Source organism: Kitasatospora sp. NPDC058218 (assembly GCF_042882445.1).
Classification (GTDB): Bacteria; Actinomycetota; Actinomycetes; order Streptomycetales; family Streptomycetaceae; genus Kitasatospora.
On the sequence record NZ_JBHVWC010000008.1, the window covers coordinates 65504 to 91314 of the forward strand.

At 73.7% G+C, this 25811-nt stretch carries 23 protein-coding genes; 12 read left to right on the forward strand and 11 right to left on the reverse strand.

What is annotated here, in order from left to right; genetic code table 11:
- The first annotated feature begins 31 nt into the window (after positions 1–31).
- The 5 genes from ACFVYI_RS06900 to ACFVYI_RS06920 all read left to right on the forward strand — a co-directional run bounded on the left by ACFVYI_RS06900 (position 32) and on the right by ACFVYI_RS06920 (position 6250).
- Positions 32–1243, forward strand: coding sequence for a sensor histidine kinase (locus tag ACFVYI_RS06900; protein ID WP_387882091.1), 1212 nt, complete (start codon positions 32–34; stop codon positions 1241–1243).
- Positions 1240–1890 carry a response regulator gene (locus ACFVYI_RS06905; protein ID WP_387882092.1) on the forward strand — a complete coding sequence of 217 codons (651 nt, stop codon included), beginning with the start codon at positions 1240–1242 and terminating at the stop codon, positions 1888–1890. The genes ACFVYI_RS06900 and ACFVYI_RS06905 overlap by 4 nt, the downstream gene beginning before the upstream one ends.
- 199 nt (positions 1891–2089) lie before the next feature.
- On the forward strand, positions 2090–2959 hold the full coding sequence (locus ACFVYI_RS06910) for a 3-hydroxyacyl-CoA dehydrogenase family protein (protein ID WP_387882093.1): 870 nt from the start codon (positions 2090–2092) through the stop codon (positions 2957–2959).
- Between the two features lie 366 nt (positions 2960–3325).
- Complete coding sequence (locus tag ACFVYI_RS06915) at positions 3326–3670, forward strand: STAS domain-containing protein (protein ID WP_387882094.1); 345 nt, start codon at positions 3326–3328, stop codon at positions 3668–3670.
- Between the two features lie 264 nt (positions 3671–3934).
- Positions 3935–6250 carry an ATP-binding protein gene (locus ACFVYI_RS06920; protein ID WP_387882095.1) on the forward strand — a complete coding sequence of 772 codons (2316 nt, stop codon included), beginning with the start codon at positions 3935–3937 and terminating at the stop codon, positions 6248–6250.
- Positions 6251–6254: 4 nt separating this feature from the next.
- On the opposite strand, the gene nucS is transcribed toward ACFVYI_RS06920, so the two are convergent.
- On the reverse strand, positions 6255–6914 hold the full coding sequence (gene nucS, locus ACFVYI_RS06925; protein ID WP_387882096.1) for an endonuclease NucS: 660 nt from the start codon (positions 6912–6914) through the stop codon (positions 6255–6257).
- 486 nt (positions 6915–7400) lie between these two features.
- On the opposite strand from nucS, the gene ACFVYI_RS06930 reads away from it, so the two are divergent.
- Positions 7401–7793, forward strand: coding sequence for an SCO5389 family protein (locus ACFVYI_RS06930; protein ID WP_329489629.1), 393 nt, complete (start codon positions 7401–7403; stop codon positions 7791–7793).
- A gap of 143 nt (positions 7794–7936) precedes the next feature.
- Here ACFVYI_RS06930 and ACFVYI_RS06935 read toward each other — a convergent pair whose 3' ends face one another.
- A complete protein-coding gene (locus ACFVYI_RS06935; protein WP_387882097.1) occupies positions 7937–9244 on the reverse strand; it encodes an LLM class flavin-dependent oxidoreductase in 1308 nt (435 codons plus the stop codon).
- A 227-nt stretch (positions 9245–9471) separates the two neighbouring features.
- On the opposite strand from ACFVYI_RS06935, the gene ACFVYI_RS06940 reads away from it, so the two are divergent.
- Positions 9472–9795: an ATP/GTP-binding protein gene (locus ACFVYI_RS06940; protein WP_387882098.1), complete on the forward strand. Its 324-nt coding sequence runs from the start codon at positions 9472–9474 to the stop codon at positions 9793–9795.
- A gap of 28 nt (positions 9796–9823) precedes the next feature.
- Here ACFVYI_RS06940 and ACFVYI_RS06945 read toward each other — a convergent pair whose 3' ends face one another.
- Both ACFVYI_RS06945 and ACFVYI_RS06950 read right to left on the reverse strand, forming a co-directional pair.
- Complete coding sequence (locus ACFVYI_RS06945) at positions 9824–10591, reverse strand: ABC transporter permease subunit (RefSeq protein WP_387882099.1); 768 nt, start codon at positions 10589–10591, stop codon at positions 9824–9826.
- Between the two features lies 1 nt (position 10592).
- Positions 10593–11597 (reverse strand): ATP-binding cassette domain-containing protein, encoded by a 1005-nt coding sequence (locus ACFVYI_RS06950; RefSeq protein ID WP_387882100.1) that lies wholly within the window; start codon positions 11595–11597, stop codon positions 10593–10595.
- Between the two features lie 92 nt (positions 11598–11689).
- Between ACFVYI_RS06950 and ACFVYI_RS06955 the strand changes: the two genes are divergently transcribed.
- On the forward strand, positions 11690–12484 hold the full coding sequence (locus ACFVYI_RS06955) for an alpha/beta fold hydrolase (protein ID WP_387882101.1): 795 nt from the start codon (positions 11690–11692) through the stop codon (positions 12482–12484).
- Complete coding sequence (locus ACFVYI_RS06960; protein ID WP_387882102.1) at positions 12481–12801, forward strand: hypothetical protein; 321 nt, start codon at positions 12481–12483, stop codon at positions 12799–12801. Before ACFVYI_RS06955 ends, ACFVYI_RS06960 begins: the two co-directional genes overlap by 4 nt.
- A 197-nt stretch (positions 12802–12998) precedes the next feature.
- On the opposite strand, the gene ACFVYI_RS06965 is transcribed toward ACFVYI_RS06960, so the two are convergent.
- From ACFVYI_RS06965 to mce, 3 genes are all read right to left on the reverse strand, one after another.
- The gene (locus ACFVYI_RS06965; protein ID WP_218201876.1) at positions 12999–13928 is read right to left on the reverse strand and encodes a cellulose-binding protein; all 930 of its coding nucleotides are present in this window, start codon (positions 13926–13928) and stop codon (positions 12999–13001) included.
- Between the two features lie 107 nt (positions 13929–14035).
- Positions 14036–18718, reverse strand: a complete 4683-nt coding sequence (locus ACFVYI_RS06970; protein ID WP_387882103.1) for a hypothetical protein — start codon at positions 18716–18718, stop codon at positions 14036–14038.
- Between the two features lie 513 nt (positions 18719–19231).
- Positions 19232–19675, reverse strand: coding sequence for a methylmalonyl-CoA epimerase (mce, locus tag ACFVYI_RS06975; protein ID WP_360643860.1), 444 nt, complete (start codon positions 19673–19675; stop codon positions 19232–19234).
- Between the two features lie 245 nt (positions 19676–19920).
- Between mce and ACFVYI_RS06980 the strand changes: the two genes are divergently transcribed.
- Both ACFVYI_RS06980 and meaB read left to right on the forward strand, forming a co-directional pair.
- Positions 19921–21129, forward strand: coding sequence for an acetyl-CoA C-acetyltransferase (locus ACFVYI_RS06980; protein ID WP_387882104.1), 1209 nt, complete (start codon positions 19921–19923; stop codon positions 21127–21129).
- Between the two features lie 71 nt (positions 21130–21200).
- Complete coding sequence (gene meaB, locus ACFVYI_RS06985) at positions 21201–22157, forward strand: methylmalonyl Co-A mutase-associated GTPase MeaB (protein WP_387882105.1); 957 nt, start codon at positions 21201–21203, stop codon at positions 22155–22157.
- Positions 22158–22344: 187 nt separating this feature from the next.
- On the opposite strand, the gene ACFVYI_RS06990 is transcribed toward meaB, so the two are convergent.
- From ACFVYI_RS06990 to ACFVYI_RS07005, 4 genes are all read right to left on the reverse strand, one after another.
- On the reverse strand, positions 22345–22860 hold the full coding sequence (locus tag ACFVYI_RS06990; protein ID WP_387882106.1) for a MarR family winged helix-turn-helix transcriptional regulator: 516 nt from the start codon (positions 22858–22860) through the stop codon (positions 22345–22347).
- A 39-nt stretch (positions 22861–22899) separates the two neighbouring features.
- Positions 22900–23706: an AIM24 family protein gene (locus ACFVYI_RS06995; RefSeq protein WP_387882187.1), complete on the reverse strand. Its 807-nt coding sequence runs from the start codon at positions 23704–23706 to the stop codon at positions 22900–22902.
- A gap of 257 nt (positions 23707–23963) precedes the next feature.
- On the reverse strand, positions 23964–24614 hold the full coding sequence (locus ACFVYI_RS07000; RefSeq protein ID WP_360643872.1) for an AIM24 family protein: 651 nt from the start codon (positions 24612–24614) through the stop codon (positions 23964–23966).
- Entirely contained in the window at positions 24614–25252 is a 639-nt protein-coding gene (locus tag ACFVYI_RS07005; RefSeq protein ID WP_360643875.1) for an AIM24 family protein, read from the reverse strand. The genes ACFVYI_RS07000 and ACFVYI_RS07005 overlap by 1 nt, the downstream gene beginning before the upstream one ends.
- A 154-nt stretch (positions 25253–25406) precedes the next feature.
- Between ACFVYI_RS07005 and ACFVYI_RS07010 the strand changes: the two genes are divergently transcribed.
- The gene (locus ACFVYI_RS07010) at positions 25407–25784 is read left to right on the forward strand and encodes a DUF3817 domain-containing protein (protein WP_387882107.1); all 378 of its coding nucleotides are present in this window, start codon (positions 25407–25409) and stop codon (positions 25782–25784) included.
- The last annotated feature ends 27 nt before the right edge of the window (positions 25785–25811 follow it).

Below are 25811 nucleotides of genomic sequence, written 5' to 3' on the forward strand. Positions count from 1 at the left end.
GAGGCCCGGCCGGGGATGATCTGATGGGGGAGTGCGCAGACCCACACTCACCCCGCGGCAGGAGGACCGGGCGATCGCCCTCGCCGGGTTGATCGGCGGGCTGGTGCTGATCGCCTTCAAGGTCTACGACCACTCCGAGGGCGTCCCGCGCTGGGCGGTGCTGCCACCGTTGCTGATCACCGCCGGGCTGGAGCTGTTCCGGCGCACCCGCCCGATCCTGACGGTGACGCTCGGCGGGGCGGTCTTCGCCGTGAGCATCTTCACCGGTGCGCTGATCGCGACCACCATCATGTACACCGACCTGCTCTACGCGTCGGTGCTCTACGGCAAACCGCGGATGTCCCGCATCCTGCACCTGAGCGGCGCCGGCTCGGTGATCGTCCTGAGCAGCCTGTCCTTCCTGTACAGCGACGCCCCGACGGCGCTGGCCGTCGTGGTGATCACCTCGCTGATCTTCCTCGGGCCGGTCTGGACCGGGGACCTGGTGCGCAGGCACCGGGAGGAGGCGGAGACCCAGCGGCTGCGCGCCGAGCAGACCGCGCTGCTCTCCGAGATGGACCGGCGCCAGGCGGTGGTCGCCGAACGGTCCCGGATGGCGAGGGAGTTGCACGACGTGGTGGCCAACCACCTGTCCGCCATCGCGATCCACGCCACCGGCGCCCAGTCGGTGGCCCGGCGTCAGCGTCGCTCCGAGGAGGACCCGTTGGTGGCGGCCATGGGGGTGATCCGGGAGAACAGCGTGCAGGGATTGGCCGAAATGCGCCGCATGATCGGGCTGCTGCGCGACAGCGGCGGCGGAGAGGCCGACGAGTCGTACGCCGCACCCGATCTGGGGGCGGTGGACGCGCTGCTGGCCAAGGCCCGGGCGGCCGGGCGGGACGTGGGGCTGGACTTCGACCTCGCGGAGCGCGGCGAGCGGGGGAAGCTGGCGGTGCCGGTCGGGCTGGCGGCGTACCGGATCGTGCAGGAGTCGCTCACCAACGCGCTGAAGCACGCCGGCCCGGGGCGGGTCCGGGTGCTGCTGGAGTACGGGCCGCGGGAGTTGTGCATCGCCGTGGACAGTCCCTACCGCGCCGACGCCGGCCGGGGACTGCCCGGCGCCCGGGCCGGGATGGTGGGCATGCGGGAGCGGGCCGGGCTGCTCGGCGGCAGCTTCGAGGCCGGCCCGGAGGGTGACTGCTGGAGCGTACGCGCGGTGCTGCCGCGGGAACTGGTGACCGAGGAAGGGGAGCGGCGGGCATGACGATTCGGGTGCTGGTGGCCGAGGACCAGGCGGCCGTCCGGGCGGCGCTGGTGATGATCCTGGGGGCCGAGCCGGACCTGGAGGTGGTCGGGCAGGCCGCGGACGGCGAGGAGGCGGTGCGCCTGGCCCTGGAACTGCGGCCCGACGTCGTCCTGATGGACGTGCAGATGCCCCGGCTGGACGGCGTCTCGGCGACCGGCCGGGTGGTGGCCGCCGGAGCGGCGCAGGTCCTGGTGCTGACCACCTTCGACCTGGACGAGTACGTCTACGGCGCGCTGCGGGCCGGCGCGGCCGGCTTCCTGCTGAAGGACCTGGAGGCGGACACCCTGGTCGAGGGCATCCGCACGGTGGCGCGCGGGGACGGCATGCTGGCGCCCTCGGTGACCCGGCGGCTGATCGGCACCTTCGCCCGCCCCGGGCGCACGGTCGGGCCCGAGGTGCGGGAGTCGGTCTCGGGGCTCACCCCGCGTGAGCGGGAGGTGCTGGCCTGCATCGGCGCCGGGCTGTCGAACGGCGAGATCGCCGGGCGGCTGGAGATGGCCGAGGCGACCACCAAGACGCACGTCAGCCGGATCCTCGCCAAGCTGCGGCTGCGCAGCCGGGTGCAGGCGGCGATCCTCGCGCAGGACCTCGGTCTGACGATCTGAGCAGCGGCCCTCCGGTATCGGACCAGGTCCGGGCCGACGGCCGTCGGTCGCAGATCACACTCCCGGATGACACCACGGCGGGCGGAAGGGCATTAGAGTCCGGCGCATGAGCGGCGCGGCTCATGAGCGGGTGACCCCTGCGCTGAGCCGCCTTCAGGCCCCGCCCGCAGGGCGGCGACGGCATCCGGGAGACCCAGCCATGAGCAACGCGTCCAGCAAGCAGATCGCCGTGATCGGGGCCGGCCTGATGGGGGCCGGGATCGCCCAGGTCTCCGCCCAGGCCGGTCACCCGGTGGTGCTGCGGGACGTCACCGAGGAGGCGCTGCAGCGCGGTCTCGCGGGCATCCGCGCCTCGTACGAGAAGTTCGTCGCCAAGGGCAGGCTGACCGCCGAGGACGCCGAGGCGGCGCTCGGCCGGATCACCACCACGACGGACCTCGGTGCGGTCGCCGAGGCCGACATCGTGGTCGAGGCGGTCTTCGAGCAGCTGGACGTCAAGGAGGCCGTCTTCAAGGAGCTCGACAAGCTCGCCAAGGACGGCGCGGTGCTGGCCTCCAACACCTCGGCCATTCCGATCACCCGGATCGCCGCCGCCACCCGCCGCCCCGAGTCGGTCGTCGGCGTGCACTTCTTCTCGCCGGTGCCGCTGATGCGCCTGGTCGAGCTGGTGCGCGGCTACAAGACCAGCGACGAGACGCTCGCCACCGCGCGCGCCTTCGCCGAGGGCGTCGGCAAGGAGGTCGTGGTGGTCAACCGTGACGTGGCCGGCTTCATCACCACCCGCCTGATCAGCGCGCTGGTCGTCGAGGCCGCCAAGCTCTACGAGTCGGGCGTCGCCACCGCCGAGGACATCGACACCGCTTGTCGGCTCGGTTTCGGCCACCCGATGGGCCCGCTGGAGACCGCGGACCTGACCGGCGTCGACATCCTGCTGCACGCCGCCCGGAACATCTACGTCGAGACCCAGGACGAGAAGTTCGCCCCGCCGGAGATCATGGCGCGCATGGTCACCGCCGGTGACCTGGGCCGCAAGAGCGGCCAGGGCTTCTACCCGCACCCGGGCAAGTGACGCGCCGGGGCCGGTGACCGGCCGGGCCGTGCGGTCGCAGGACCGTACGGCCCACCGTGCGGGGGCAGGTGAGTTTCCTCACGCCGGGTACCGCAGACGGGTGATTTGGGCGGTAATCGAGCGTAGGTGTGGAGAGTTCCTGCGTATATTCCCTCGGACGAGTGAAGTTGCTTCAGATCTGGCCGGAACCAGCAACCTGCGGACCTGGTTCACCGTCAGATGAGGGGGACCCGGTCCACGCCGACGATGCTGCGGCCGGACCCGGGCGCGGGGCTTCAGGCCCGCCCGGATGGACACCCGCTCCCGGGCCCGCGCGGCCGGGGCGGAACGACCCGTACCAGTGACCGCCAGGCGGAGGAGGAGACCATGCGCATCACGGGCGACCACGCGGCGCTGGCCATCGAGGGCCGCCTCGACGTGCGCACCGCCGCCGACGCGCGGGTCCGACTGCACCAGGCCGTCGACGTCGGCCGGGGCGACCTCGTGCTGGACCTCGCCCGGCTGGAGTCCTGGGACGCCACCGGCCTCGGCGTGATCATGGGAACCCACCGCCGGGCCGGCCGGATCGGCCGCCGGCTGGTGCTGCGGTCCGTCCCCGCACAGCTCCAGCGGCTGCTGGTGGCCACCCGGCTGCACCGCATCCTCGCCGTGGAGGGCGTCGTCTCGGAGCCCCGCGGCGCGACGCTGCCCGCGCTGGGCCCGGTGCTGTAGGCCCTCCCGCCGGGCTCCCGTGCCCCTCTCACCCGGCTCCCGCGCGCCCCGCGTCGGCCTCCCGTGCCCCTTCGGGAAGGGACCGCCCTGCGCGCGACGGGCCGGATGTGCAAGAGTCTGCCGTCAGAAAGACGGCCGCCGGGGACAGGACCGGCTCCTCCCTGCCTCCGGCGGGGCGGGGGTCCCCCCGGCCGGAGGCAGGGGCGTACCCCCCACCCGGAGCGGCCGTACCGAGTCGTCGGCCGACCAGGGGCGGAGCAGATCGTGGGACAGCCATCCGGTGAGTTCCGGCAGGAAGCCGTACGCACCAGGGGCGGTGAGCTGGTCTCCGGTGCCCTGCTGGTGACCGTCGGCACCCCGGACGGTTCCGAGGTCCGGCCCTGCCCCGACGAGTGGCGGCCCCGCCCGCGCCGGATCGGGCGCACCGAACCCGCCCGCGGCCCGGTCGGCGGCCCCGGCCGCGCGGTCGGACCGCTCGCCCTCGGCGCCGGCCCCGCCGACCTGCCGCTGCTCGACCGCGAGGCGGACATCGCGCACCTGCTCGGCCTGCTCGCCGAGGGGCGTTCGATACGCCTGGTCGGCCAGGCCGGCTCGGGCCGCAGCGCGCTGCTGTCGGCCGTCGCCGAGGCGGCCGGCGACCTCGCGCCCGGCGGCGTCGTCCAGCTCTGCGGCCACCGCCGCACCGGCGACGACCTGCTCCAGGACCTCTTCGCCGCCACCCACCAGGCCCCCGGCTTCCGCCCCGACCCGGGTCAACTCGCCGAGCACCTCTCCCGGGTCGGCGCGATCGTGGTCGTCGACGAGGTCGAACCGGCCGGGGCGGAACTGGAGCACCTGCTCGCCGCCGCCCCCGACTGCGCCTTCCTGATCTCCGTCGCCCCGGACAGCCCGCCGCTGCCCGCCGACTCCCGGCTGCAGGACCACCTCGTCGCCGGACTCTCCCGCTCCGCCTGCCTCGCGCTCGCCGCCCGGCTGGCCGGCCGGCCCCTCGACGCGGCCGAGAAGGCCTGGGCGGTCGACCTCTGGTTCGAGTCCGAGGGGCTGCCGCTGCGCTTCGTCCAGGCCGCCGCGCTGCTGCGCCAGCGGGATGTCGCGGTGGACGCGCTGGTCGCCGCCGAGGAGGACCGGCTGGGCGTCTTCGGCGCGGTCGAGGAACCCGACCGGCACCCCGACCCGGCGGTCCGCGAGAGCGAGCTGCGCGGGACCGTCCCGCTGCCGTCCGTGGCCGAGAGCGCCTCGCCCGCCGTCCGGCTCGCCGAGGGGCTCAGCGAGCCGGCCCAGGCCGTACTGAGGCTCGCGGTGGCGCTCGGCGGCGAGTGCCCGACCGCCCCGCACCTGCCGGCGCTGATCGACGTCGGCCAGGGCGAGAGCGCACTGCACGAACTCGCCGACGCCGGGCTGGCGGTGTCCATCGGCGGCCATCACCGGCTCACCGCGGGCGCGCTCGACCTCCTCGCCCCGCACTGGCCGGCCTGCGGCAGCATCGACGGCGCCGCCCAGCACTTCGCCTGGTGGGTCGGGCACAGTTCGGTCTCCACGGAGCAGATCGCGGCCGAGGCGGAGGTGGTGATCGGGGTGCTGCTGGCCGACCGGACCGCCGGCCGGCACACCGCCGTCCTGCGGCTGGCCCGGGCGGCCGGGCCGGCGCTGGCACTGGCGCTGCGCTGGGGCACCTGGGAGCGCGCCCTGCTGCTCGGCCTGGAAGCCGCCCGCAACACCGGCTCCCGGGCCGACGAGGCCTGGTTCCACCACGAGTTGGGCGTCTACGCGATCTGCGTCCGCGAGCCCGGGCGCGCCGTCGCCGAACTGGAGTCCGCGCTCACCCTGCGGGCCGCGCTCGGCGAGCTGCGCGGGGCCGCCGGTGCCCGCCGGATGCTCGATCTGCTGCGCGCCGACGGCCGACAGCTGCCCGCCGCCGAGTCGACCGCTCCGATGCCCGTTCGACGTCCTGTCATCCGGGCGATCGCGCAGGTGCCCTGGCGGTTCAAGACCACCCCCGGCACGGCCGGCGGCACCCGGCGCACCGTGATCGCCGCCTCGGCGGCGGTCCTCGCGCTCGGCGTGCTCGGTACGGCGGTCGGGCTGAGCGTCACGGGCCCGGACGAGCGCCGCGGCACCGATCCGCACAGCAGTACGGACGACGGCAGCGGCCTGCCGGCGGGCCGTCCGACGCCCCGGCCGAGCCCGAGCCCCACCGCCACGCCCTCCGACGGCCCGCAGAGCCCGCAGGCCCCGCCGTCGCAGGACACGGAGGGGCCGGAGGCGTCGGAGGGCAGCAGCGGGCCGTCGCACTCGCCGTCGGCGTCCGGGTCGGCGTCGAAGAAGGCCGGCAAGTCGCCGACCGCGACGGGGACGGCCTCGCAGTCGCCCTCCCCGGGTCAGCCGCAGCCCCCGGTGGTGCCGCCCGTGCAGCCGCCGCCGGTTCAGCCGACCGTGCCGCCTGTCGAGCCCAGCAGTTCCGGTCCGGGGGCGACCCCGACGACGACCGCGCCTTCGACGCCGAGCACCCCGACTTCCGGGCCGACCACTCCGGGGACGGCCTCGCCGTCGACGCCAGGTGCTACCTCGCCGTCGGGCTGATCGGTCAGAACAGCTTGAGCTTGTCGTCGTCGATGCCGCGCAGCCCGTCGTAGTCCAGCACCACGCAGCCGATTCCGCGGTCGGTGGCGAGGACGCGGGCCTGGGGCTTGATCTCCTGCGCGGCGAAGACGCCCTTCACCGGGGCGAGCAGCGGGTCCCGGTTGAGCAGCTCCAGGTAGCGGGTGAGCTGTTCGACGCCGTCGATCTCGCCGCGGCGCTTGATCTCGACGGCGACGGTCGTGCCGTCGGAGTCGCGGCAGAGGATGTCGACCGGGCCGATCGCCGTCGGGTACTCGCGGCGGATGAGCGACCAGCCGGCGCCGAGCACCTCCATCCGGTCGGCCAGCAGCTCCTGGAGGTGTGCTTCGACGCCGTCCTTGATCAGGCCGGGGTCCACCCCGAGTTCGTGGGAGGAGTCGTGCAGCACCTCCTCCAGCGTGATGATGAGCTTCTCGCCGGCCTTGTTGATCACTGTCCAGACCCCGTCGGCCTCCTTGAGGGTGCACGGCGGGGACATCCAGTTGAGCGGCTTGTAGGCGCGGTCGTCGGCGTGGATGCTGACGCTGCCGTCGGCCTTGACCAGGATGAGCCTGGTGGCGGAGGGCAGATGGGCGGAGAGCCGACCGGCATAGTCGACTGAGCAGCGGGCAATTACGAGACGCACGGTCGACCACGCTAGCCCACCGGGGCCAGTTGATGCGATTCCGCGACGGCCGGGTGAAGAATCCGCGAACCCCGCGAACATGGAGGTTCGGCGATCCCGCGAATGCCTGTCGGCACTCTGGCGCCCATTCCCACGGGCAGCTACGGTGTGTGACGGCTTGCTTGCAGCGGAGCTGTCAACGGGGACGGAGACTTCAGATGAACGATCCAGCAGGATCCGGCCAATCTGGTGCAGCGAGGCGTATTTACGGAGCAATCCACAGGAATCCCCGGCCCCGCCCCCCAATGGCTGCCACGCTGTTCTGAGCGGCCGGAGCCCCCGACGCGTCCCTCGACGCGACCTAGGCGCCGGCGCCTCCGCACGGTGCCGGAAACAGCCGTCCGACGGTGTTCCGGACATCACGCGCGATTCGCCCACCCTCACCCTCAGCTTGGACTACGCATCACCACCCGGGCGCCGCGCGGGTGGACCGCGAGAGGAGAATCCATGTCGCTCGACGTCTCACCGGCCCTGCTGGAAAAGGCCGAGCGGGGCGAGGTCGACGAGCGGGAATTCGTCGACTGCGTCCGCGTCTCCCTGCCGTACGCCTGGGAGCTGATCAGTTCGCTGGTCGCCCAGGCGAAGGTCGACGGCACCGACTTCGCCGACAACCACGTACCGCCGCCCAGCGAGCAGGCCCGTGGCCAGCTCCTGCGGGCACTGGCCAGCGATGCCATCCGGGGCGCTCTGCAGCGCCACTTCGGCGTCCGGCTGGCCTTCCAGAACTGTCACCGGGTCGCGGTGTTCCTGCCGTCGGACTCCAACGAGGCGCGGTTCGATCGCTTCACGTCCGTCAGGGAGCAGTTGCTCAACCAGTCCGAGGAGCTCCGGGACTGCTGATCGGTCGGGCCGGCTGCGCCGGCACGACCGTGCAGGGAGCACCGGTGCCGCCGCCGCGGCACCGGAACGCCACCGGGCCGCCCCACCCCGTCGCGGGGAGGGGCGGCCCGGCGGCGTCCGCCGTCCGGACCGGTCCGTCGGTGTCAGCCCAGTTGCGGCAGCACCTCGGAGCCGAGCCGGGCGATGTTCTGGAGGGTGGCCTCACGGTCGCCGCTGCCCTCGGCGAGCAGCGCGAAGCGCCTGATCCCGGTGCGCTCGGCGGTGGCCAGCAGCCGGTCGGCGCACTGCTTCGGCGTGCCCACCGCGTGCAGGTCGCAGAGGAGTTCGGTGTACGCGTGCGGGTCGCGCATCTTGCGCTCCCGGCCGTCCACGGTGCGGTGCGCGCCGAGCCCGTACTCGAACCAGCCGGGCATCGCGCGCAGCAGCGTGGCCCGGGCCGCCGAGGTGCGGTCGTCGACCTGCGCCACCCCGGCCGCGACGTGCTGGCGGCCGATCCGGCGCAGCTGCTCCTCGCTCCGGCCGGCGGCGAGCCAGGCGGTGCGGTAGAGCTCCAGCATCTGCAGCTTGTCGTCGTCGCCGGAGTGCATGCCGAGCAGCATCGGCAGGCCGCGTTCGGCGGCGAGCCGGACCCCGCCGGGCGAGGTGCAGGCCACCACCATCGGCGGGCCCGCCACCGGGCGTCCCGAGGCGGTGAGTTCCTCGCCGGGCCCGTCCGTCTCCACCCGCTGGCGCGGGAAGCGCAGCAGCCCGGACTGGTCGCCGAGGCCGAGCCAGGCACCGAGGTCGGGACGCCGGGGCGGCTCGGTGGCGCGCGGCACCACGGCCACCTCCGGGAAGCTGAACTGCGGGCCGTCCGCGCCCACCCGGGTGCCGCGCAGCCAGCGCAGCAGCAGGTCGAGCCGCTCCGGGAAGCCCTGCTCGAAGGCCTCCACGCCGCCGCCGAAGACGTCCAGGTCGATCCACGGGCCGCCGCGCCCCACCCCGAGCGTGAACCGTCCGCCGGAGACGAGGTGCAGCATCGCGGCCTGTTCGCCGAGCGCCACCGGGTGGGCGGTGGAGAGCACGCTGACCGCGGTGCCGACGCCGATCCGGCGGGTGCGGCCGAGCAGCATCGCGGCGAGCGTGGCGGCGTTCGGGCAGACCCCGTACGGGACGAAGTGGTGCTCGGCCAGCCAGACGCTGTCCAGGCCCGCCCGCTCGGCCTCGACGGTGGCCCGGACCGTCCGGTCCAGGGCCTCGCCGTGGGTCTGGCCGGGGAACTGCGCGGAGAGCAGGAAGGCGCCGACCCGGACCGGTGCGGTGTCCGCGGTGCGCGAGCCGGAGCGCTGGGGCGCCGGCAGGGGGGTGCCGGGGGCGGCGGCCGGGCCGGCGGTCGTCGGTGCCGGGCCGACTGCGGGTGGCCGGACTCCGACGGGTCGGCGGGTCTCGGCGCGGGCGCTGGTCTTGGTCATCCTTGGGCCTCCTCGGGTGCGCGCAGGGTCTGCGGGCCCCGCCTGTCCCCTTGTGAGTAACCGATGTCATGTGCCAATGGCACGCCGAACCACGAATTTCACAGAAGAACGGGTGGATATCACGGGAAACACCGAAGCGCCGGGCGGTGCCGTGATAGTGGCTCCGGGGGGTATGCGCCGGCCGTAACCTGGAACGGTTCCGAGCCCCCGTAGAGAGGTAGCCAGACGTGTCGCCCCGCCGCAACCGGATCAAGAGTGCAGCCGATCACGAGGCCTCGGCGCCGGCCGCCCCGCTCGGCGGCGCCCTGCGCCGCACCGAGAGCTACCAGGGCGACGAGTGGGTGGTGCAGACGGTGGCCGGCACCGCCGGCCGCCACTACCGCTGCCCGGGCTGCGACCAGGAGATCCCGCCGGGTGTCGGCCACGTGGTGGCCTGGCCGGCGCACGGCGCCGGGGTGGACGACCGCCGGCACTGGCACCGGGCCTGCTGGGGCGCCCGCGACCGGCGGGCCTCCAACGTCCAGCGCGGCCGCGGCGCCCCCCGGTACTGAGGGGGCCACGGCCGCGCCGGTGAGCCGGTCAGGCGTCGCGCTTCTTCAGCACCAGCGCGCCGCCGACCAGCGCGGCGACCGTCCAGGCCAGGCAGATCGCGAAGCCGGCCCACGGGCCGTACGGCTGGTTGTGCTGCTCGTAGACCAGCATCATCCGCGAGCCCGCGTAGTCGGGGAAGTAGTGCGCCAGCGTCTTGACCTTCGGCACCGCCGAGAGGATCGGCGAGAGCAGGAAGAAGAACGGCACCAGCACGCCCAGCGCCAGCGTCTGGTTGTGCAGCATCGCGGTGACGCCGGCCGAGAACAGGCAGAGCAGCGTCAGGTACATCGCCGCGCCGAACACCGCACGCAGCACGTGCGGTTCGCCGAGGCTGGTGGAGTGGTCGCCGAGCAGCGACTGGCCGACGAAGAACGTGATGAACGCGGTGACCAGGGAGACCGCGAAGGCCAGCGCGCCGAGCACCACCGCCTTGCCGGCGAGCAGGGTCCCGCGCTGCGGGACGGCCGCCAGGGTGACCCTGATCATCCCGCTGCTGTACTCGTTGCCGACCGCCAGCACGCCGAAGACGATGATGGCCAGTTCGCCGAGGATGATGCCGGAGAAGGCCGTCCCGGTGGCGTCGAACGGGATGTCCGTGTCACCCCGGAACTCCTCGAAGTTGTTGTTGGTGAGCAGGGACAGCAGCGCGCCGAGGCCGAGGGTGACCGCGAAGGCCAGCGCGAGCGTCCAGACCGTCGACCGGACGCTTCGGATCTTCGTCCACTCGGAGCGCAGCACCGCCGGGAAGGACGCCATCTCAGTTCTCCTTCTGCTGTACGGCCGCCGGCTGCTGCGCCGCCGCGCCCTGCCAGGTCGCGCCCCAGGTGCCGGGTGCGCCGGCCGCGTCGCGGCCCTCGCCGCTCCCGGCGTGGTACTCCACCGAGTCGGCCGTCATCTGCATGAACGCCTCTTCCAGCGAGGCCTGCTGGGGGCTGAGCTCGTGCAGCACCACCCCGTGGGTGGCGGCCAGCTCGCCGAGCTCGGCGAGGTCGCCGTCGACCACCTCGTGGGAGCCGTCCGGGCCCGGTTCGCTGCGCAGTCCGGCGCCGGCCAGGACGTCCAGCAGCCGCTCGGGCTGGGGGGTGCGCAGGCGGACGGCGGAGCGGGAGTTGCGCCGGATGAACTCGGCCATCGGCAGGTCGGCGAGGAGCCGGCCCTTGCCGATGACGACCAGGTGGTCGGCGGTGACGGCCATCTCGCTCATCAGGTGGGAGGAGACGAAGACGGTCCGGCCCTCGGTGGCGAGGCGTTTCATCAGATTGCGGATCCAGAGGATGCCCTCCGGGTCCAGCCCGTTGACCGGCTCGTCGAACATCACGATCTCCGGGTCGCCGAGGAGGGCGGAGGCGATGCCGAGCCGCTGGCCCATGCCGAGCGAGAAGCCCCGGGCGCGCTTGCGGGCGACCGGGGTGAGGCCGACCAGGGCGAGCACCTCGTCCACCCGGCCGGTCGGGATGCGGTTGCTCTGGGCGAGCCAGAGCAGGTGGTCACGGGCGGTGCGGCCGGGGTGGACGGCCTTGGCCTCCAGCAGTGCCCCGATGTACTTCAGCGGCTCGCTGAGCTGCCCGTATCTCTTGCCGTCGATGGTGACGCGGCCGCCGGTGGGCCGGTCGAGGTCCAGGATCATGCGCATGGTGGTGGACTTGCCGGCGCCGTTGGGGCCGAGGAACCCGGTGACCACGCCCTGCGGCACCTGGAAGCTGAGGCGGTCCACGGCAAGGGTCTTGCCGTAACGCTTCGTCAGTTCGTGCAACTCGATCATTCGCGCTCCCTCACTCTCCGTCAGGCTATGACAAAGCGGACAGGGTGGCCCGCTGAGTGGGCCCGCCGGGCGCACCGAACTACGGTGGGCCCATGACCCAGCTCCCCTCCGCAGTGTCGGTCCGCGAGAGCGGTACCGGAACACCTCTCGTGCTGTTGCACGCCTTTCCGCTCAACGCCTCGATGTGGTCCGCCCAACTGGACGGGCTGCCCGGGACGACCGGCCACGAGGCCCGGGTGCTCGCGCCCGACCAGCGCGGCTTCGGCGGCACCGAGCTGGGCACCGGCGAGCCCTCGCTGGACGCGGTGGCCGACGACGTCGCCCTGTTGCTGGACGCGGCCGGGATCGAGCGGGCGGTGATCGGCGGTCTGTCGATGGGCGGGTACGTGGCGCTCGCCTTCGCCCGCCGCCACCCGCGGCGGATGGCCGGCCTGCTGCTGGCGAACACCAAGGCCACCGCCGACACCGACACCGCCCGGGCCAACCGCGAGCGGATCGCCGGCGCCGTCCTGGCCCGCGACAGCGTCCGGCTGCTGCTCGACGAGCGGATGGCGGTGGGCCAGCTCGGGCCGGACTCCGGGCACCTGGTCGACCGGGTGCAGGGGATGATCGCCGCCGCGTCGCCGGCCGCGGTGGCCTGGGCGCAGCGGGCGATGGCGGCCCGGCCGCAGACCCTGGACGTGCTGGCCGGGGTCCGGGTGCCGACCGCGATCGTGGCGGGGGAGCGGGACGGCCTGATGCCGCTGGAAGAGGCCGAGCTGATGGTGCGGGCGCGGCCGGACGCCGAGTTGACCGTCATCCCCGGGGTGGGGCACCTGAGCGCGCTGGAGGCGCCGGAGGCCTTCGACGCGGCGGTGCGCCGGCTGTTGGCGCGGGTGACGCGATGAGGGAGGGGCAGGCGGAGACCGGCGGCTGGGACTTCTCGGCACTGGAGGTGACCGGCCGCGTGCCGGTCACCAACCGCGGTGAGGGGCTGCTCGAACTGACCCTGGAGCCGCTCGGCGAGGACTACTGGATGCGCCCGGGGGAGACCTTCATCGTCACCTCGTACGGCGACTACGGCCCGGGGCACCCGTTCGAGGTGCAGTACTGGCGGGACTCGGTCTCGGTCTGGTGCACGTCGTGGTTCGGCACCGTCTCGGACGACGACGGCAACCAGCTGAGCTGTGGCCACCAGCGGCCGGACGGGGCCTATCCGCGCTGAACGCGAGGAGTGGGAAGTCGGACCCGGCCGACTTCCCGCTCCGGCCGCCACAGGAGCCCTCAGGGGCGTCCACGGGCCGCCCCGGGGGCCTCGGTGGTGGGCCCCGGGCGCCGGGCCAGCACGACGGGCCCCCACCCCGGAGGGTGAGGGCCCGCTGTTGTCCCCCACGAGCCGAAGGGCTCGTGCGGGGTGCGGCGTCAGCGCGACTGCTGGGCGGGCACGCCCATGGTGTCGTCGTTCGGCAGCGAGGCGGCGGCCACGGCCGCGCCGGTCAGCGTCGCCAGCATCTCGCGGACGTTGGTCAGCTGGGCGTTGATGCTGTCGCGGCGGTTGGTGAGCGCCGCCAGCTCGCGCTCGGATTCGCTGCGGATCCGGTCGGCCTTGGCGTTCGCGTCCGCCACGATGTCCTCGGACTGGCGCTGGGCCGTCTCCACCGTCTGGCGGGCGCGGCGCTCGGCGTCGGTGCGCAGCTTCTCGGCCTCCAGGCGCAGCTGCTCGGCCCGGTGCTCGATCTCGGCCAGGCGCTTCTCGGCCTTGGCCTGACGGGCGGCCAGGTCGCGCTCGGACTGCTCGCGGCGCTTGGCCAGGTTGGTCTCGAACTCCAGCGCGGCCTGCGCGGCCTTGGTGCGGGTCTCCTCGAAGAGGGCGTCCGCCTCCTCGCGCTTGTTCTGGGCGTCCTTGTTGGCCTCGGCACGCAGCTGGGCGCTGTCGCTCTTGGCCTTGTCGACGATCCGCAGACCCTCGTCCTCGGCCTTGGCCTTGCGGTCCTTGGCGTAGTTCTCGGCCTCGGTGCGGACCTGCTGGGCGGCCGCCTCGGCCAGCTCGCGGTGCTGCTCGGCGGCGCGGTGCGCCTCGTCGCGCAGGTCCTTGGCCTCCTCCTCGGCGAGTCGCAGGATCTTCTCGACCCGGGCGCCGAGACCGGCGTAGGAGGGCTCCGCCTCGGTGACCGCCGCCTGCGCGGTCTGGGTCTCCAGGTGGAGCTCCTCGATGCGCTTCTCCAGCGCGCTGATCCGGGTCAGGGCACTGTCACGGTCGGCCACCAGCTTGGTGATCCGCTCGTCGACCTGGGCGCGCTCGTACCCACGGCGCACCAGGTCGAAGCCGTGAGGGGAGTGACTGTCGCTCATGGGGTTCTGGGCTTCCTGTCGTCAAACCGCTGAGGTGGTTGAGGGAATCCTGACACGGTACCGGAGTGTCGTCGGCGAAATGCCGTTGTCTCGCGGAGAATGTCCGCTCAATCGGGTGGTGCGCCACCGGGGCGATTGCCACCCGACCGGGGGGAGCCGACTCCGGCGCCGGCCTTGGTCCCCCCGTCTTTCTTGCTGGTACTTCCCCCGTTTGCCTGCGCGACCGGTGACGGTGCCTCGAAAGCCTCCAGCGCGGACAGCACGTCCTGCACCCTGGAGATCTCGGTGTTGATGTCCTTGCGGCGGCGCACCAGCTCGTCCAGCTCGCGCCGGCCCTCGCCGGTGACCCGCGTGGCCTCGGCCCGCGCCTCGGCGAGCACCCGCTCGGCCTCCGCCTTCGCCAGCTCGATCTGCTCGTCGGCGGCCTCGTCGGCGGTCCGCAGGCGCTTCTCCGCCTCGGCCGCCGCCGTCTCGATCCGCTCCTCGGACTCCTCCTGGGCGGACTTCAGCTTGGCCTCGGCCTTGATGATCAGGGCCTCGGCGCGGTCGGTCGAGTCGGCGAGCTTGGTCTCGGCCTCCTTCAGCAGGCCCTCCGCCTTGCGGACGGCCGAGATCCGGACCTTGCTGGCCTCGGCGGACGCCTCCGACGTCAGCTCGTTGGCGCGCTCCTCGGCGGCCGCGACCAGCGCCGCCGCCCGCTCCTCGGCCTCGGTGACGGCGGCCACCGCCTGCTCCTCGGCCTCGGTCAGCTGCTCCTGGGCGGCCGTCACCAGCGCGTCCACCCGTTCGCCGGCCGACTTCATGGCCTGCGCGTTCTCCTTGCGGGCGCGCTCGTGCAGGGCCTCCACCTCGGCGTCGGTGCGCTCGCGCAGCTCCTCGGCGCGCTCGCGGATCGCGGTGGCGTCCCGGCGGGCCTCGGAGAGCAGGGCGTCGGCGTCGGCCCGGCCCTTCTCGACCTCGGCCTGCCCGGCCGCCTCGCCGGCCGCGACCAGCCGGTCGGCCTCCTTGCGGGCGGCCGCGACCATCGCGTCCGCCTGCTCCTCGGCGGCGGCGGTGGTGGCCAGCGCGGTGGTCTGGGCGTCCTCGCCGAGCGCCTCGGCGTCGGCGAAGGCGCGCTCCAGAACGGACTTGGCCTGCTCGCGGGTGGCCTTGTCGAACTGCTCGGCGGCCTCGCGGGTGTCCGCGTCGAAGGCGTCGGCGCGGGCGTGGGTGTCCGCGTCGTAGTCGTCCGCGAGGGTCCGGGTGGCCAGCGCGTACTCCTCGGCCTCGGCCCGCAGCGCGGCGGCGAAGTCCTCGGCCTCGGCGATCGTGGCGGCGGCCCGCTCCTCGGCGGCGGCCACCGTGCGGGCGGCGCGGTCCTCGGCGGCGGCCCGCTGCTGCTCGGCGGACTCCTGGGCGGTGCGCAGCTCGGCCTCGGCGTCGGCGCGCAGCCGCTCGTCGTAGGCCTGCGCCTCGGCGCGGCGGCGGGCCAGCTCGGCCTCGGCGTCGGCGCGCTCGGCGGCCAGCTCCAGCTCGGTCTGCTCGCGCAGCGCGGCCGTCTCGGCGGCGGTCCGGGCCCGCAGGTCGGCGGTCTCGCGGTCGGCGAGGGCGCGCTGCTCGGCGGTTTCCCGGTCGGCCGTCTCGTGCAGCTCGGCGACGGCGCGGTCGGTGCGCTCGCGCAGGTCGGCGGTCTCCCGCTCGGCCAGGGCCCGCAGCTCGGTGGTCTCCCGCTCGGCGGTGTCGCGCAGTTCGTCGGCGGCCTGCTCGGCCTCCCGGCGGACCTCGGCGGACTCGCGTTCGGCGGTGGCCCGCAGGTCGGCGATCTGCTGGGACGCGGCCTCGTGCATACCGGCCACCGACTGGCGGACCTCGGCGGCCTCCTCCTCGGCGGTGGCGACCAGCTCGCCGGCCTCGGCCCTGGCGGCGGCGACCAGTTCGTCGCCGTCGACACCGGCCTGCTCCAGCACCGCCTGCGCCTCGGCGCGGATCGAGTCGGCGGTGGCACGGGCCTCGGACAGCTCCCGGCCGGCCTCGGCCCGGACGGTCTCGGCCTGCTCGGCGGCCAGTGCCAGGTCGGCCTCGGCCCGCTCGCGCAGGGCCGAAGCAGCGGCCTCGGCCTCGGTCGTCCGCCGCTCGGCGGTGGCCCGGGCGGACTCCAGCGCCTCTTCGGCCTCCGCCTGCAGGCGGGCGGTCTCGGTGGCGGTGTACTCGGTGAGTTCGGCGGCGCTCTGTTCGGCCTCGGTGCGCAGTCGGTCCGCGTGGGTCTCGGCGGCCTCGCGGAGCGCGGCCGTTTCGGTGGCGGTGCGCTCGGTGAGTTCGGCGGCGCTCTGTTCGGCCTCGGTGCGCAGTCGGTCCGCGTGGGTCTCGGCGGCCTCGCGGAGCGCGGCCGTTTCGGTGGCGGTGTACTCGGTGAGTTCGGCGGCGCTCTGTTCGGCCTCGGTGCGCAGTCGGTCCGCGTGGGCTTCGGCGGCCTCGCGGAGCGCGGCGGTCTCGGTGGCGGTGCGCTCGGTGAGTTCGGCGGCGGCCGACTCGGCCTGTTCGCGGGCGGCCCGGGCGGCGGCCAGCTGCTCGGCGGTCTCCTCGCGCTCGCGGAGCAGCCCGGCGGCGGCCTCCTCGCGCTCGCGCCGGCTCTCCTCGCGCAGTGCCTCGGCGGCGGCGTCGACCTCGGCCCGGGTGCGGGCCAGTTCGGCGTCGGCCTCGGTGCGCAGCCGTTCGGCGTCGGCTACCGCGGCGTCCAGGACGGCGGTGGCCTCGGCCTGGGCGTCGGCCCGTACGGCCTGTGCCTCGGCGTTCGCCTCGGCCCGCACCCGCTGGTCGAACTCGGTTGCCTCGCGGCGCAGTTCACCGGTCTCGCGCTCGGCGGCGGTGCGGTTCTCGGCGGCCGCGGCCTTGGCCGCGGTGAGCGCGTCCTGGCCCTGCTGCTCGGCGTTGCCGACGATCTTCTGGGCCTCGGCGCGGGCCCGGTCGAGGGTCTGCTCGGCGCGCCCCTGGGTCTCGACGGCCTGCTGCTTGGCCTGCTCGCGCAGCCGCTCGATCTCGGCGGCCGCGCCGGCGCGCAGCTCGTCGGCGTCGGTCTTGGCCTTGGTCAGCAGCTCCTCGGCGCTCTTCGCCGACTCCTCGATCTGGACGACGGCCTGGCGGCGGGCCTCGCCGCGGACCCGGTCGGCCTCGGCGGCGGCCTGGGCGCGCAGCTCCTCGGCCTCGGCGCGCAGCCGGGCGGCCTCGTCCTGCATCTGCCGGACCCGCTCGCGGATGCCGGCCGCGTCGTCCAGGGCGGCGTTCTGGGCCTGCTCGACGGCGGCCTGCGCCTGCTCGCGCAGCCGCTCCGCCTCGGCGGCGGCCTCGGTACGGATCCGCTCGGCCTCCGTGGCGGCCTCGGTGCGGGCGGTCTCGGCGTCCTGGTTGGCCCGGCCGAGCATCTCCTCGGCCGTCTTGGCGGCCTTGGCGAGGTGGACGGTGGCGTCCTTGGCGCCGGCCGCCCGGCCGGCCTCCTCGGCCTCGCTGCGCAGCTGCTCGGCGGCGGCCTCGGCCTGGGCGCGCAGCTCGGCGACATCGCGCTCGGCCTGCGACCGAAGGTCCGCGATGGCGGCCTCGGCATCGGCGCGCAGCTCGCCGGCCACCGACTCGGCGGTGGCGCGCAGCCGCTCGCTCTCCTCGGCGGCGGCCGCCCTGGCGGCCTCCGCCTCGGCCTGCTTGGTGGCGGCCGCGGCCTTGATGGCCTCGGCCTCCTTGGTGGCCTGGGCGACCATCCGGGCGACCTCGGCCCGGGCGGTCTGCGAGCGCTGCTCGCTGGCGGCCTCGCCGTCGGCGACCTTGCGCTCGGCGGCGGCCTCGGCGTCCGCCTGCAGCTGCTCAGCGGCGACCTCGGCCTGGGCGCGCAGCTCGGTGGCCTCCCGCCGGGTGCGCTCGGCCTCGGCGATCGCCGAGGCGCGCAACCGCTCGATCTCGGCCTGGGCGTGGGCGAGCGCCTCCTCGGCGCGGGCCTGCTCGGCGGCGGTGTGCTCCTTGAGCCGGCCGATCTCGGCCTGGGCGGCGGCGAGCTGCTGCTCGGCGGCGGCGTGCGCGGCGGCCAGCTGGAGCTGGGCCTCGCCGCGGGCGGCGTCCACGTCGGCGGCGGCCTGGGCGCCGGCCTGCTGGGCCTGATCGGAGGCGGCGCGCAGCAGGCGCTCGGCGTCGCTGTGGGCACGCTGGATGGCGGCCTCGGCGGCGGCCTGGGCCTCGCCGCGGGCGGCGTCGACGTCGGCGGCGGTCTGCGCACGGGCCTGGTCGGACAGGGCGGTGGCCTCGGCGCGCGCGGCGGCCATCATCCGGTCGGCCTCGGCGCGGGCCTCCTGCAGCAGGCGCTGGGCCTCCTGCTCGGTGCCGGCCCGGGTCTGCTCGGCCCAGTTGACGTTCTCGTTGACGTGCTGTTCGGCGCTGCGCCGCAGCTCGGTGAGCTCGTCCTCCAGCTGGCGGCGGCGGGCGGTCAGCTCGGCCTCCAGCCGGGCGGTGCGCTCGGCGGCCTCGGCCATCAGCCGCTGGGTGGCCTGCTGGGAGTCGCGCAGCTGCCGCTCGGCGTCGGCGCGCAGCTGCTGCGCCTGCATCTCGGCGGTGCGGAGCATCTGCTCGGCCTGGCCGGACACGGCGTCGAAGGCACGCGGCTGGGCGAGCATGCGACGGGACTCGTGCAGCTTGGCCCGGAGCACCTCCACCTGGTAGGCGAGGTCCTCGGCATGCTCGACGGCCTTGTCCCGCTCCTTGCGAGTCCGATCCATCTCGGCCTCGAACTGGGAGAGGTGATCGTCAACCTCGTAGCGGTCGTAGCCCCGCACTCCGCGGTCCCATCCATCTCCTGGTCGCGTCCTCGACCCGGCCGTTCCCGGGCTCCCGTGTCCGGGGCCCCGGTCCGACTGGTCCTTGCATCCGCAGCCGGTGGACGGCCCCTGTCTGGTCGGGGGCGTCCGCCACGGTCGTCGAAGTCCTGGTCACGGGAGCGCGGTCGTACCGCGTTCCCCCGTCCGGGTGGACTCCTGGGCGAACTCTTGCCTTGTGGAGAATGGTGACAGATCCGAACTGCGACTGTTCAGCCGTGCCCGCGTAATGGACTCCCCTGCGACGGGCCGACCACCGGTGGGCGGACAGGCCTGTCATCGGCCGTGCCCGTCGTCCCCGTCCCCCGGAGTCTTCGCGCACCTGGGCATTGTAGTGGGAGCGTCCTGCGGGGGAATGGCCGCGTAGGGGTTTTCCGGGCATCGGGCGACATTACTGACGGGTCATGAGGGTGGCGGACCCCCGGCAGGCCCCTCGGCGGGTGCCGTCGGAGCCCGACGGCACCCGTGCGCGGGTCAGTGCTCGTCGTGCTCGCCGGGCTCGGCGGAGGTGACCAGTTCGGTCAGTACGCCACCGCAGTCCTTGGGGTGCAGGAAGGTGATCCGCGAGCCCATCGAGCCGATCCGGGGCTGCTCGTAGAGGACCCGGACGCCCTTGGCGCGAATCTCCTCGGAGTCGCCGTCCACGTCGGCGGTGCCGAACGCGATGTGGTGGACGCCCTCGCCGTTCTTCTCCAGCCACTTGGCGACGGTGGAGTCGGGCCGGGTCGGCTCCAGCAGCTGCAGGTAGGAGGCGCCGCCGTCACCGGTGTCGTTGATCTTGAGCATGGCCTCGCGCACCCCCTGCTCCTCGTTGACCTCGCTGTGGAACACCTCGAAGCCGTAGGTGGCGCGGTAGAACTCGACCGTCTTGTCGAGGTCTCGGCAGGCGATGCCGATGTGGTCGATGCGGGTGAGCACGGTGGCCTCCGGGTCTGGGCGGGCAACGGGACGGCAACAGTGCAGCGCATGCGGCCGGGGTGCGCCAGTGATCCGGGTGCGAGCCTGCTCACACGCGCGGGGTTCACCCGGACCGGGTTGACACGGTGTTGACTGGACAGTGCCAGTGCGCTCGATCACACCGTCGGTCCGGTGACGGACGGGTAGCAGGTCAGTACATTGAGCGGAATCCTCACCTGGCCACGACGTGCGAAGGGGCTCGTCCCATGACCAACACCACCTCTGTGATCGTTGCCGGTGCGCGGACCCCGATGGGTCGCCTGCTCGGTTCGCTCAAGGGATTCTCCGGCGCCGACCTCGGGGCCGTCGCGATCAAGGCCGCCCTGGAGCGGGCCGGCGTCACGGGGGACCAGGTCCAGTACGTGATCATGGGCCAGGTGCTGCAGGCCGGCGCCGGCCAGATCCCGGCCCGCCAGGCCGCCGTCAAGGCGGGCATCCCGATGAGCGTCCCGGCGCTCGCCATCAACAAGGTCTGCCTCTCCGGCCTGGACGCCATCGCACTGGCCGACCAGCTGATCCGGGCCGGCGAGTTCGACATCGTGGTGGCCGGCGGCCAGGAGTCCATGACCAACGCCCCGCACGTGCTGCCGAAGTCCCGTGAGGGTTACAAGTACGGCGCGATCGAGCTGCTCGACTCGATGGCGCACGACGGCCTCACCGACGCGTACGAGAACATCCCGATGGGCGAGTCGACGGAGAAGCACAACACCCGCCTCGGCATCCCGCGCGAGATCCAGGACGAGATCGCCGCCGCCTCCCACCAGCGGGCCGCCAAGGCCCAGCAGAACGGCATCTTCGAGGCCGAGATCGCCCCGGTGGAGATCCCGCAGCGCAAGGGCGAGCCGCTGGTCTTCAGCCAGGACGAGGGCATCCGGGCGGACACCACCGTCGAGGGCCTGGCCAAGCTGCGCCCGGCCTTCACCAAGGACGGCACGATCACCGCCGGCACCTCGTCGCAGATCTCCGACGGCGCCGCCGCGGTCGTCGTGATGAGCAAGGCCAAGGCCGAGGAGCTGGGCCTGAGCTGGATCGCCGAGATCGGCGCGCACGGCAACGTCGCGGGCCCGGACAACTCGCTGCAGTCGCAGCCGTCCAACGCGATCAAGCACGCGCTGGCCAAGGAGGGCCTGGAGGTCGGTGACCTCGACCTGATCGAGATCAACGAGGCGTTCGCGGCCGTCGCCCACCAGTCGACCAAGGACCTGGGCGTCTCCTCCGACATCGTCAACGTCAACGGCGGCGCGATCGCGCTCGGCCACCCGATCGGCATGTCCGGCGCCCGCGTGGTGCTGCACCTGGCGCTGGAGCTCCAGCGCCGCGGCGGCGGCATCGGCGCGGCCGCGCTCTGCGGCGGCGGCGGCCAGGGCGACGCGCTGATCGTCCGCGTCCCGCAGGAGCAGGCCGCCAAGGCCTGATCATCCGACATACCTTCGGGGCTGCGGACCGCCACCAGCGGTCCGCGGCCCTTCGGCGCTAGGAGCTCCTGATGATCGATGTCGCGACCCTGGTCGAGCAGGCCCGGGCAGGCCGGCCGCGCGCGGTGGCCCGGCTGATCTCGCTGGTCGAGAACGCCGCCCCGCAACTGCGCGAGGCGATGGCCGCACTGGCCCCGTACACCGGCCGGGCCTACACCGTCGGGCTGACCGGCTCACCCGGCGTGGGCAAGTCCACCTCGACCTCCGCCCTGGTCTCCGCCTACCGCCGGCTGGGCAAGCGGGTCGGGGTGCTGGCCGTGGACCCGTCCTCGCCGTTCTCCGGCGGCGCGCTGCTCGGCGACCGGGTCCGGATGCAGGACCACGCCACCGACCCCGAGGTGTTCATCCGCTCGATGGCCACCCGCGGCCACCTCGGCGGCCTCTCCTGGTCGGCCCCGCAGGCGCTGCGGGTGCTCGACGGGGCCGGCTGCGACGTGATCCTGGTCGAGACCGTCGGCGTCGGCCAGTCCGAGGTGGAGATCGCCGCCCAGGCGGACACCACCGTGGTGCTGCTCGCCCCCGGGATGGGTGACGGCATCCAGGCCGCCAAGGCCGGGATCCTGGAGATCGGCGACGTCTTCGTGGTCAACAAGGCCGACCGGGACGGCGCCGACGCCACCGCCCGGGAGCTGAACCACATGCTCGGCCTCGGCGAGGCCCGCGAGGCGGGGGACTGGCGCCCGCCGATCGTGAAGACCGTGGCGGCCCGCGGCGAGGGCATGGACGAGGTGGTCGAGGCGCTGGAGAAGCACCGCGCCTGGCTGGAGGAGCACGGCGAGCTGGCCGTGCGCCGCCGCCGCCGGGCCGCCGACGAGATCGAGGCGATCGCGCTGTCCGCGCTGCGGGCCCGGATCGGCGACCTGCACGGCGACCGGCACCTGGCCACCCTGGCCGAGCGGGTGGTGGCCGGCGAGCTGGACCCCTACGGCGCCGCCGACGCGCTGGTGGCCGGGCTCACCCACGGCTGAACGCAGCGAGAGGGCCGGCCCCGTCGAACACGGGGACCGGCCCGAGCCCGAGCCCCGCGCCAAACCCGCCCCGAGCCGAAGGGCCGCGCCGGTGTCGAAAGGGAGAGCGCGAGGGAGCGACGTAGGAGCGAGGGAGCGCCGACCGTCGACGCCGGGTCAAAGCGGCCCGGAGGCGAGCGGGCGAAGATCAGGCGCGGCCGCGCAGGCCCCGCAGGTGCTCGGCGACCGGGGCCAGGGCCTCGTACATCGCGTCCAGCTGCTCGGGCGTGAAGCGGTCGATGAAGTGCGCCCGGACGCTGCGCACGTGGTCCGGGGCGACCTTCTGCATGGTCTCCCAGCCCTGCTCGGTGAGGTGCGCGTACAGGCCGCGCCGGTCGCCCGGACACTCCTGCCGCAGCACCAGCCCGGCCGTCTCCATCCGCGTGATCTGGTGCGAGAGCCGGCTCTTGGACTGCAGGGTGGCGGTGGCCAGGTCGGTCATCCGCATCCGCCGCTCGGGCGCCTCGGAGAGCACGACCAGGATCTCGTAGTCGTTGATCGCGAGGTTGTGCGGCTGGAGTTCGCGGCCGAGCTGGTAGTCCAGCAGCTTGGCCACCTCCAGGTGGGCGCGCCACAGCCGCTGCTCCCTGGCGGTGAGCCAGGGAGTCCCCTCCTCCGGCTGCGAGGGGGGGACGTCGGCGGCGTCGAGCGTGCGCGTATCCATGGTGCGAGCATACCGCATTTAGTTAAATCTTGTACGAGTTTACAGGCCGAAGCGTCGCCCGAGGTCGCCCAGGTTGCCGAGCCCGGGGACGTTGAGGTTGCCTCCGCCGTGGGCCGCCGCGGGCTGTGACGGCACCCCGCCCATCGGCACGCCCGCCTCGGCGTGCACCTGGCCGACCGCGCGCTCGGCCATCAGCACCTCGGTCGACTGCAGCAGCACCTGGCCGGCCCCGATGAACTCGAACTGGTGCTCCTCGCCGGACGCCCCGCCCAGGCCGGTGAGCCGGCGGATCCCGCCGATCACCCCGTGCATGTAGTCGTGGTCGTAGTGGTGGCACGGCGCCGGGCAGTCCGCCCAGCCGACCAGTGCCTGCGGGTCCACCCGGATCGGCGGCTCGACGAAGTGCACCGGACCGTTGGACGCGGCCACGAACTTGCCGCTGCCGATCAGGGTGAGGAACCCCGGGATGATCGACTGCTTGAGCCGCAGCGTGGGCTCGTAGGCCAGCAGGTTGCCCGAGCGGACGGTGAGGTTCCCCTCCTCCAGGTCGTAGGAGTTGAGGTCGAAGGCGCGGTCGGCCAGCAGCAGCTTGCCCCGGCCCTCGGCGACCACCCAGTCCGCGGCGTGCATCGGCGAGTTGAAGTGCTGACCGAGCATCCGGTCGATCGCGCCGGCGCCGACCCCCTTGAAGGAGATGTCGCCGTAGTAGGCGATCATCTTGCCCTTCTGCAGGAAGTACGACCCGTTCAGGTCCACCGAGAAGGCGTACGGGTTGACGTTGTCGTTGACCGGCAGGCTGTGCGCGTCGTGCACCACCGGGCCGGAGCCGTCCTGCGCCTTGGGCAGCGGGGCCTGGGCGCCGCCGAACTGCTCCTGGGCGTACTGCTGCGGCGGCTGCTGGGCGGGGTAGCCCTGCTGCGGGGGCGGCGGGTACCCCTGCTGCGGGTAGCCCTGGCCGGGCGGCGGGCCGTAGCCGGGCGGCGGCGGGGCGGCCGGGAAGCCGGGCTGGGTGGGCTGGTTGTACGGCGACGGCTGGCCGTACGGCTGCTGCTGGCCGTACGGGTCGTGCGGCTGCCCGTAGGGGGGCTGCGGCGGGTAGGACATCAGAGCTTCTCCTCGCTCGCCTGCACGAACACCGTGCCGTTCCCGGACAGCTCCAGCTGGAAGGCCTCGCCGGAGCCGCGTCCGATCATGTCGCGCCAACCCAGCGCGGTGGACAGCTTGTTCTGGACCTGACCGCGGTGCGCGACATAGGCCTGGGGGTCGACGTGGACCGGCTGGTGCGGGGTGATCGGCAGCTCGAAGACGCCGCCGTGCGCCATCACCGCGACCGAGCCGTGGCCGTCCAGCTTGGTGGTGAACAGGCCCTGCCCGGTCACCTGGCCGCGGACCATGCCCATCACGCCGCCCTGCGAGCCCATGAACATGGTGGACTGCTGCAGCGAGCCCTCGAAGGCCAGCAGCCGGTCCGCCTCGACGTACAGGGTGTCGCCGGCCAGCTCGATCACGTGCACGTGGTGGCCGCCGTGGCCGAACATCACGGTGCCCTGGCCCTCGACCGTCATCAGCGGGGTGTCCTCGTTGGCCACCCGGCGGCCGATCATCGACATGACCCCGCCCTGGCCGCCGGTGATGTTCGGGGTGAAGCGGACCTCGCCGGTGTACGCGAGCATCGCGCCGCGCTGGCTGAACAGCCGCTGCCCGGGGACGACCCGGGCCTCGATCATCTTGTTGTTGATCCTGGTGAACGGCATCAGACGTCGCCCCCGACGGTGATCTTCTCGGACGGCTGAACGTAGACCAGGCCCTCGCCGGAGAACTCCACCTGGACGGCCTCGCCGCCGCCCTCGCCGATGAAGGTGGACCAGCCGGCGCCCGACTTGAGGCTGCGGCTGAGGTTGCCGGTGTGCGCGACGTACGCCCCCGGGTCCACCCGCAGCGGCATGCCCTGGGAGACCCGCAGGATGATCGCCGGCCCCTTGGAGGTGAGCGCGGCCCAGCCGTGGCCCTCCACCTTGGTGGTGAACAGGCCGTTGCCGGAGGAGATCCCGTTGAGGCCGGTGAAGGTGGTGCCGGTCTTCAGCGTGCCCTCGGTGCAGAGCAGGTTGTCCGACTCGACGTAGAGCGTCTCGCCGTTCAGCCGGACGAGGTTGATCTCGGTCGCCCGGTCGGCGAAGTAGCAGGTGCCCTGCCCCTTCACCTCCATGACCGTCATCTGCTCGCCGGTGAGCCGCCGGGTCACCATGCCGCGCAGACCGTCGCCGCCGCCGGAGAGCTTCTTGAAGTTCATCTGGCCGCTGTACGCGACCATCGAGCCGTTTCTGGCTTTCACGGCGTCGCCCGTCATGTCGACGGCGAGCGTCTTGGACCCTTGGAGTCGAAACTGTGCCACCGCCGCAATGTAGCGGGATCCGGTGCTTCCGGGGGAGGGGGTGTCGCCGTTCTGGTACCGGTCTGCGACAAATCACGCCCGGTCGGACACCGGCCGTACCCGTGCGCGTACCCCGGGCGCGGGCCCGGGCGTGTGCTCGGTGATAATGGCGGGGATGCTTGTGAGCCGGTTCACAAGCGATCTTCGACCCCTATCCGAGGTACCCATCGTGAACAGCAGCGCCGTCCACCGCCTGCGTCTGATCTCGGGGCCCGAGGGCCTCTCCTTTCTCCTGCTCCTGGTCTGCTCGGTGCTCAAGCGCACCACCAGCTTCGACGCCGTCCCGGTGATGGGCATGGTCCACGGGGTGCTGTTCATCCTGTACGTGGTCTTCTGGATCATGGCCTGGCAGGCGCAGAAGTGGGACGCCAAGCGCGGCGTCCTGCTCTTCGTCCTCTCGGTGCTTCCCACCGGCGGCTTCTTCGCCGAGCGCACCCTCGCCAAGGAGGAGCGCGGCGAACTCGCGCCCGCACGCGAGCCCGCCGCCGCCTGAACCTCCCGCGGACAGGCCGACAGGCTG